Source organism: Dietzia sp. (assembly GCF_036741115.1).
In the GTDB taxonomy this organism is placed as follows: Bacteria; Actinomycetota; Actinomycetes; order Mycobacteriales; family Mycobacteriaceae; genus Dietzia.
Genome location: NZ_DAINST010000024.1, coordinates 3,551 through 11,771 on the forward strand (window position 1 = coordinate 3,551; position 8,221 = coordinate 11,771).

The following is an 8,221-nucleotide window of genomic DNA, read 5'->3' on the forward strand; positions in this document are numbered from 1 at the left end:
GCTTCCGTCCCAGTTGACCGCATTGGCGATGAGGTAGACGTGCCCGGTGTGGTGGTCGAGGGCCGCCATGTCCGAGGCGAGCATCTGGATCATCTCGGGGATGTGGAGATCGTCCTCGGTGTGCTCGCCGAGGCGCTCAATGCGCCGGACGACCTCGTAGGAGAGGTAGCCGACCAGGCCGCTGCTCAGCGGCGGGAGGCCGTCGATCGGCTCGGTGGACAGCAGTTCCAGCGTCTCGGAGAGAGCGGCGATCGGGTCCGATCCGGACGGGGCGCCCTCCGGGACCTGCCCGAGCCACCGGGCGCGTCCGCCGTCATCCACCGTGAGAGCCGCGCGGCAACCGCAACCGATGAACGACCAGCGCGACCAGCTTCGGCCGTTCTCCGCGGATTCGAGGAGGAAGGTCCCCGGGCGGTCGGCGGCGAGCTTGTCATAGACCGAGAGCGGGGTCTCTGCGTCGGCGAGCAGGGAGCGGACGACGGGCACAACGCGGTGCCTCCGCGCCAGTTCCCGGAACGCCGCCCGCGAGGTGACGTGGTCTCCGTGGGGAAGCGGCATTGTTCTCCTTGATGGGCTCCTGGTGTGTGGGAGCGCTGCCTTGTTCTGTTGCGTTGGCACGTTCCGGGCGACTGCGTCGAAGGCCTCGGCGGGATCCTCTCGGGGATTACCGCAGTGACGCTCGGCTGGGAGGCCTAGAAGGTCTTCCCGCCGACGGCCCACTGCCCGGGCGGCACCTCGGTGAGGATCGCGTGGACCTTCGCCGGGTCCTTGCCCGTGGCCTCGCAGTACGCGGCGGTCACGGCGGCGAGGATCTCGGATTTCTTCTCCGCGTCGTCGTCGCCCGCGAACTGCTTGATCTCGATGAAGGGCATGGCCCTATTCCTCCTCCTCCAGCAGCGTCTCGGTGTCGAAACAGCTGAACGTCCCGTTGTGGCATGCGGCCCCGGTCTGGTCGACCCGGAGCAGGATCGTGTCCGCGTCGCAATCGAGCTCGACGGTGTGCACGTACTGCGTGTGCCCGCTCGATTCGCCCTTGACCCAATACTCCCCGCGCGAGCGCGAGTAGTACGTGCCCTTGCGCGTGGCGAGCGTGCGCGCGAGTGCGACGTCGTCCATCCACGCCATCATGAGCACGCGGCCTGTGGCGACGTCCTGCGCGATCGCCGGCACGAGGCCGTCGGGGGCGCGCTTGAGGCGCGCGGCGAGCTCCGGGTCGAGCTCGGGGTCGGCCTGTGCCTCGGCTCCGGTCTCGGGCCCGGTTCCCGCCTCGCTCATCGGACCACGCACCCGGCCCCACGAAGCGCGTCTTTGACGTATGAGATGCCGAGTTCGCCGAAGTGGAACACGCTCGCGGCGAGCACCGCATCGGCGCCCGCCCCGACGGCCTCGGGGAAGTCCGCGGCACGGCCTGCGCCGCCCGAGGCGATCACCGGGATGGACACTGCCGCCCGGACGGCGTGGAGCATGTCGAGGTCGAATCCGGATTTCGTCCCGTCGGCGTCCATCGAATTAAGCAGGATCTCCCCGACCCCGAGCTCCTCTCCGCGGCGGGCCCACTCGACGGCGTCGATGCCGGTGCCGCGGCGTCCGCCGTGGGTGGTGACCTCCCAGCCCGAGGGCGTGGGTTCGCTACCCGAGTCGGCGCCCGAATCCGGCGTCCAGGTGCGGGCGTCGACCGAGAGCACGATGCACTGCGCGCCGAAGCGGCGGGAGAGCTCGCCGAGGAGCTCGGGCCGCGCGATGGCGGCGGTGTTGACGCTCACCTTGTCCGCGCCCGCGCGGAGGAGCTCGTCGACGTCCTCCTCCGTGCGCACTCCCCCGCCCACGGTGAGCGGGATGAAGATCTGATCGGCGGTACGGCGCACGACGTCGATCATCGTGGAGCGGCCCGAGGACGAGGCCGTGACGTCGAGGAACGTGAGCTCGTCGGCGCCTTCCTCGTCGTACTTGGCCGCCAGCTCGACGGGATCACCGGCGTCGCGGAGATCGTGGAAGTTGACGCCCTTGACGACGCGCCCGGCATCGACGTCGAGGCACGGGATGACGCGCACTGCGAGGCTCATCGGCCCTCCTCCAGCCACTGGCGCTCGGGATCGGGGAGCCGGTTCTCCCAGCGACGCCCCGCCTCGGTGACGGTGGCGGGGTCGCCGAGCTCACGGATGAGATCGAGGATCTCGCCGTGCGCGCGCGGGCTCGCGGCGAGCAGGGACTGCGACTCGATGTTCCAGTCGTCGCCGGCGAGGTCGGTGACGATGCCACCGGCCGCGCGGACGTGGCAGGCGCCCGGGGCGTTGTCCCAGGCGTAGTGCCCGAAGGTCACCGCGGCCGAGAGGCGCGAGGACGAGACGTACGCGAGATCGACGCCCGTGGAGCCGAACTTGCGCGTGCGGGCAGCCCGGACCGAGAGTTGCTCGACGACCTCCCTCCGGAACGCGGAGGTGTAGGTGCCACGGTTCCCGGAATTCATCGAGCCGAGCCCGACGGCGACGTTGCGGATCGACGAGTCGGCGACCGGTTCGATCGCCCTGCCGTCGACCTCGAGTGGTTTGCCCGCCATCGAGGAAAAACGCATGCCGAGCAGCGGCAGCCACGTGAGCGCGACGACCGGCTGGCCCTTGTGGATCAGCGCCGCCATGATCGCCACGTCCGGGATGCCGAGCGAGTAATTCGCCGTCCCGTCGACGGGGTCGAGGACCCACAGCGTGCCATCGTTGACCGGCGGCCCGCCGAACTCCTCGCCGTGGACCTCGAGACCCGTGCCCGACTGGAGCGCATCGGTGATCTGCCGCTCGAGCGAGAGATCGACCTCGGTTGCGAAGTCCGTCGGCGATTCTTTGAAGCGGGAGGCCTTGGCGCCGAGGCCGGCGACGAAGGGGTCCCATGCGGCATCGAGCGCCGCGGCGGCGACGGACATCGCCTTCTCTGGATCGACCGGCAGGTCCGTCGGCATCATGTGTTCGGTCATCGCATGCGTCCTTCGTCGTTCGCTTCCCGCCCCCACGGTGCCGTGGGCTGCGCCTGTCGTTCGAGCCCGGCGGGGGTGATGAGTGCTGCACGCTCCGCGTGCCCCCGGGTGATGCTGCCGCCCCGGGCGGCTCGATCCCAGCTAGAGGGCCAGGATAGCGACCCGGAGGCGGGTTCCCTAGTTGCTCACCGCGGCGAGCGCCTCGGGGAGCGTGAACCGCCCCGCGTAGAGCGCCTTCCCCACGATCGCGCCTTCGACTCCCTTGGGCACGAGCGTGGCGATCGCCTCGAGGTCCGCGACCGATGAGACACCACCGGAGGCGACCACGGGCGCCGAGGTGGCCTCGCATACCTGCGAGAGCATGTCGAGGTTCGGCCCCGAGAGCATTCCGTCCTTCGAGACGTCGGTGACCACGTATCGGGCGCAGCCGTCGGAATCGAGCCGCGAGAGCACATCCCAGAGGTTTCCGCCGTCGCTCACCCAGCCGCGGCCGCGGAGGCGCGGCTCCCCGTCGACGACGCGCACGTCGAGGCCCACGGCGATCCGGTCCCCGTGGCGGGCGATGGCCGAGGCACACCACTCGGGGTTCTCGAGCGCGGCCGTGCCGAGGTTGACCCGGGTGCAGCCCGTGGCGAGCGCCGCCTCGAGCGAGGCATCATCCCTGATGCCGCCGGACATCTCGACCTTGACGTCGAGCTTCCCGACCACCTCGGCGAGCAGTTCGCGGTTGGCCCCTCGGCCGAACGCGGCGTCGAGGTCCACGAGATGGACCCATTCCGCTCCGTCGGCCTGCCACTGCAAGGCGGCGTCGAGGGGATCTCCGTACGTCGTTTCGCTGCCGGCCTCGCCCTGGACGAGGCGCACGGCCTGACCATCGGCGACATCGACTGCGGGCAAGAGCTCTAGTTTCACGTGTCCAGGTTATGTGTGCCCGGTGCGCACTGCCGAATCGGTACCACCTCTACGCTCGGCCCTCGGGGCGTTCCGCGGTTCCCCCGGGCTCCCCGCGCCTCCGCGCGGCGCGCTCATCGTCCCGAGCGAGTGCCTTCGCGGTCATGTACCGAGAGGCGAGCGCCATCGCGGCGATGGTGAGCCCGATCCCCATAAACGCCGCCCACGGCTTCGCGCCGACGGGCAGGAACGCGACCGCCGCCGTGGTGAGCAAGAGGACGACGATCGCCGCGGAGACGACGACGAGCGCGATCGCGGCGAAGCTGATCGGCGCCCTCGCGTCGCCGGCATCGCGGCCTGCAGTCCGGCCCGGGCCGGAGTCGTGGCCGGAATCGGGACCGCCGCCGCTACCCAAGACGGGTCAGCCAGTTCTCGAGGAGCTGCGCGCCGGCGTCGGCGGATTTCTCCGGGTGGAACTGCGTGGCCCACAGCGGGCCGTTCTCCACCGCGGAGACGAACGGCACGCCATGCGTGGTCCACGAGACCAGCGGGGCGGCGATGCGCTCGCTGGGCTCCATCTCCCAGCGCCGCACCCCATAGGAGTGGACGAAGTAGAAGCGGGTCTCGGGGTCGAGTCCCGCGAACATCTCCGAGCCCTCGGCGACATCGACCGTGTTCCAGCCCATGTGCGGCAGGACCGGCGCGTCGAGGCGCTCGACGGTCCCGGGCCACTCCCCGGCGCCGGGCGTGCTCGCCACGGCCGGACCCTCGCCCGGTTCGCCACCCGCAACTGCGGCGTCGCCCTCGTCCAGCTCGTGACGACCGTCGGCAAACTCGACGCCGCGCTCGAAGAGGATCTGCATGCCGACGCAGATGCCCAGCACCGGCCTTCCGCCGGCGAGCCGCTCGCCGATGATTCGCTCGCCCTTGACGGCGGACAGCCCGCGCATACAGGCGGCGAAGGCGCCGACTCCCGGAACGAGGAGCCCGTCCGCGGCGAGAGAGACGGCCGGGTCCGAGGTGAGCTCGACCTCGGCGCCCACGCGCTCGAGCGCCCGCTGGGCGGAGCGGAGGTTCCCCGATCCGTAGTCGAGGAGTGCGACCTTTTTCTGCATGGTTGAGAGCCTATCCATTGGTGCGGTGTGGGTGGCAGGTGCGTCCGGAGAGCTCGGGCGACGCAGGGCGCTAGTGCACTGCGTTTCCGGTGGCCACGAGATGTCGCCAGTACGGCGTGATGAGGGTGCCGACGAGCACGCACGCCGCCGCGGCGATACAAAACATCGCCGAGTAGCCGGCGAAGGCGAAGAGGCCGATGACGAGGGCGCCGAGGCCGGTACCGCCGTCGAAGGCGATGTTCCAGCCCGCCGAGGCGGTGCCGAGCTGCGATTTCGGGAGGCGCTGGAACGCGCCGAGGAGCGACTCGTTCTGGATGGCGCCGAAACCGAAACCGAAGAACATGGCCGCGACGAGGAACGCCCAGAACGGGGCGCCGAGCGCGGCGAGCAGCCCGAAGCCGCCGACACCGATGGCCGCCGAGGCCATGCCGATCGGAATGTAGTCCCCCGGCCCGTTGCGGTCGGCTCGCGTCCCGGCGATCGTGCGCCCGACGACCACCATGACGCCGACGATCGAGAGCGCGAGTCCGGCCATGCCGGCACCGGCACCTCCGACGTCATCCAGGGAGGGCGGCAGGAAGGTGGAGGTGACGCCGAAGGCCATGGCGACGGTGAGCATGAGGGCCATAGCTGGGGCAAGGCGGTAGGCGATGCCGTGGCCGCGGATCATCTGGGCGTCGTCCTTCGCCGGGTCCTGTGGGAACAGTTGCGGGACGCGGATGGCGGCGCCGAGGCCGACGACCGCCAGGGCGCTCGCCGTGATCGCGGGGAACTCGAGCCCGAGGTGCTCGAAGGTGTAGAGACCGAGAGGAAGGAATCCCGCCTCGGCGACGCCGATGGCCAGGCCTATGAGCGAGGTGGCGCGGCCGAGGCGCGACGGCGGGGCGAGCTCCGCGACGAGCGCCGAGCCCGCGACGGTGAGCATGCCGAAGCCCGCGCCGCGGACCGCCGACACCGGCAGGACGACGGCCGCCTCGGCGCCGAGTAGATACAGCGCCGCGGGACCGGAGAGCAACAGCGCGCCCGCACCGAGCACGAGGCGATACCCGAACCTGCGCAGCAGGCGCGGGGTGAGGATCTGCGTGAGCACTGTGACCGCCATGAACACACCGGTGCTCGCGCCGGCGAGGACGTCGCCGCCGCCGGAGCGGACGATGTGGAGCGGGATCACCGGCAGGAGCAGTGCCCAGCCACCGAAGGCGAGGAGGACGAGGAGGAACGCCGGGATCATGCCCGGGATCGAAATGATCTTCTGCTCCGCGGGAGTGTTCCCGGAATTGCTCCCGGAATCGATCCCCGAATCGATCCCGTAGCCGGTTTCTGAACCGGCCTCGGGCGCTCCGCCCGGGGTGCTCTCTTCTCGCCGTGCGGACAACTTCCCTACCGGTTCCTTCCTCGTGTCTTGTGATGCGGCGAGCGCGCGCCGCTGAGCAGTTAGAGCGCCCCCTTGGTCGACGGGATTCCCGAGACGCGGGGGTCCGGCTCGCATGCGGCGCGGAGCGCGCGGGCCACGGCCTTGTACTCGGCCTCGGTGATGTGGTGCGGGTCGCGACCGTAGTGCACGAGCACGTGCAGCGCGATTCCCGCGTGTGCGGCGAAGCTCTCGAACACGTGACGGTTGAGGACCGTGCCGTACGGCGCGCTGTCGTGGCCGATGACGACGTAGGTGACCATCGCCTCGGGCTCGCCTGTGTGCACGAAGTACGGGCGCCCCGATAGGTCGACGACGGCCTCGGCGAGGGTCTCGTCCATGGGGATCTTGGCCTCCGCGAAGCGGCGGATCCCGGCCTTGTCGCCGAGTGCCTCGCGGAACGCGGTCCCCAGCACGATCGCCGTGTCCTCGACGGTGTGGTGGGCCTCGATCTCGATGTCGCCCTTCGCCTCGACGCGCAGGTCGAAGCAGCCGTGCTTACCGAAGGCGGTGAGCATGTGGTCGAAGAACGGGACGCCCGTGGAGATCTCGGTGGAGCCGGTGCCGTCGAGGTCGATCTCTACCGAAATAGAGGACTCGGACGTGGCGCGTTCGGCGCGACCGATGCGCCCCGCGCGACTGCTCGGCGTGTTCGCCGCCGTGTTCTCGGCCATGGGCCTCTCCTCGGGAGTCTGCTGATTGTGTTCGAACCGATATTCCCAGCGTATCGCCCGCGCGGGCGATGTGGGATCAGCGGGCGAGTTCGTCGGCGGCGTAGCGGGCGCTGAGTTCGAGGAACCTGTCGTTCTCCTCGTCGAGGCCGACGCTCATCCGTAGTCGGCCCGGGATTCCGATGTCCCGAACCATGACCCCGTCGGCCATGTACCGCTCGAATGCTCTGGTGGGCTCGGCGAAGTGGCCGAAGAGCAGGAAGTTCGACTCGCTCGGCAGCACGTCGTATCCGTACTCGCGCAGCGCCGCGGCGATGCGCTCGCGCTCGGCGGCGATGTGGGCGACGTTGCCGAGCGTCTCCCGCGCGAAGCCGAGGGCCGCCGTCGCGGCGGCCTGCGAGATCACCGACAGGTGGTACGGCAGGCGCACGAGCAGCGCGGCGTCGACGAAGGCGGGGTCGGCAACGAAGTAGCCGAGGCGCCCGCCGGCGAAGGCGAATGCCTTACTCATCGTGCGCGAGACCACGAGCTTCGTCGGGTAGTCGGCGAGCAGTTCCGCCGCAGACGGCGACGGGGAGAACTCCGCGTAGGCCTCGTCGACGATGACGATCCCGGGCGCGGCGTCGAGGATCGCGACGAGCTGCTCGCGCGACGCGACGTGCCCCGTGGGATTGTTCGGGGTGGTCACGAAGACCACGTCCGGCCTGCGCTCGGCGATCGCCGCGACCGCCGCCGCTGTGTCGATCGAAAGGTCCTCGGCGCGCGGGACGGCGATGAACTCGGTGTCCGTCCCCGCGCACAGCAGCGGGTGCATCGAGTAGCTCGGCACGAAGCCCATCGCGCTCCGCCCCGGGCCGGCAAAGGCCTGGAGGAGTTGCTGGAGCACCTCGTTCGAGCCGTTCGCCGCCCACACGTTCTCCATGCCCACGGATACGCCGGTCTGGGCCGAGAAGTATTCGGCCAGGGCGCCGCGGAGCTTTTCCGCGTCCCGGTCCGGGTAACGGTTGAGGTCCGCCGCTGCCTTCGCCGCGCCCTCGGCGATCGCGGCGACGAGCGCGTCGCTCGGCGGGTACGGGTTCTCGTTGACATTGAGGCGCGCGGGCGCGCCCTCCTGCGGAGCACCGTACGGGTGCTGCCCGCGCAGGTTGTCCCGCAGCGGGAGCTCCTC

General features: G+C 70.4%; 10 protein-coding genes and 1 pseudogene. All 11 read right to left on the minus strand.

Features of this window, described 5'->3' with window-relative positions; translation table 11 throughout:
* Positions 1–558: pseudogene (locus tag V7E05_RS05580) on the minus strand (anthranilate synthase component I); the annotation flags it as partial.
* Between the two features lie 134 nt (positions 559–692).
* Positions 693–872, minus strand: a complete 180-nt coding sequence (locus V7E05_RS05585; RefSeq protein WP_333618685.1) for a tautomerase family protein — start codon at positions 870–872, stop codon at positions 693–695.
* A gap of 4 nt (positions 873–876) precedes the next feature.
* Positions 877–1,275, minus strand: coding sequence for a phosphoribosyl-AMP cyclohydrolase (hisI, locus tag V7E05_RS05590; RefSeq protein WP_333618686.1), 399 nt, complete (start codon positions 1,273–1,275; stop codon positions 877–879).
* On the minus strand, positions 1,272–2,063 hold the full coding sequence (hisF, locus tag V7E05_RS05595) for an imidazole glycerol phosphate synthase subunit HisF (RefSeq protein WP_333618687.1): 792 nt from the start codon (positions 2,061–2,063) through the stop codon (positions 1,272–1,274). The genes hisI and hisF overlap by 4 nt, the downstream gene beginning before the upstream one ends.
* A complete protein-coding gene (locus tag V7E05_RS05600) occupies positions 2,060–2,965 on the minus strand; it encodes an inositol monophosphatase family protein (RefSeq protein WP_333618688.1) in 906 nt (301 codons plus the stop codon). The genes hisF and V7E05_RS05600 overlap by 4 nt, the downstream gene beginning before the upstream one ends.
* Before the next feature lie 177 nt (positions 2,966–3,142).
* On the minus strand, positions 3,143–3,877 hold the full coding sequence (gene priA, locus V7E05_RS05605) for a bifunctional 1-(5-phosphoribosyl)-5-((5-phosphoribosylamino)methylideneamino)imidazole-4-carboxamide isomerase/phosphoribosylanthranilate isomerase PriA (RefSeq protein WP_333618689.1): 735 nt from the start codon (positions 3,875–3,877) through the stop codon (positions 3,143–3,145).
* A 49-nt stretch (positions 3,878–3,926) separates the two neighbouring features.
* Positions 3,927–4,271, minus strand: coding sequence for a hypothetical protein (locus tag V7E05_RS05610; RefSeq protein ID WP_333618690.1), 345 nt, complete (start codon positions 4,269–4,271; stop codon positions 3,927–3,929).
* Positions 4,264–4,989, minus strand: a complete 726-nt coding sequence (locus V7E05_RS05615; RefSeq protein WP_333618691.1) for an imidazole glycerol phosphate synthase subunit HisH — start codon at positions 4,987–4,989, stop codon at positions 4,264–4,266. The genes V7E05_RS05610 and V7E05_RS05615 overlap by 8 nt, the downstream gene beginning before the upstream one ends.
* A gap of 52 nt (positions 4,990–5,041) precedes the next feature.
* On the minus strand, positions 5,042–6,346 hold the full coding sequence (locus V7E05_RS05620) for an MFS transporter (RefSeq protein ID WP_333618692.1): 1,305 nt from the start codon (positions 6,344–6,346) through the stop codon (positions 5,042–5,044).
* 59 nt (positions 6,347–6,405) lie between these two features.
* Positions 6,406–7,056, minus strand: a complete 651-nt coding sequence (gene hisB, locus V7E05_RS05625) for an imidazoleglycerol-phosphate dehydratase HisB (RefSeq protein WP_333618693.1) — start codon at positions 7,054–7,056, stop codon at positions 6,406–6,408.
* A 76-nt stretch (positions 7,057–7,132) separates the two neighbouring features.
* A partial coding sequence (locus V7E05_RS05630) for a histidinol-phosphate transaminase (protein ID WP_333618694.1) occupies positions 7,133–8,221 on the minus strand: 1,089 nt, incomplete at its 5' end.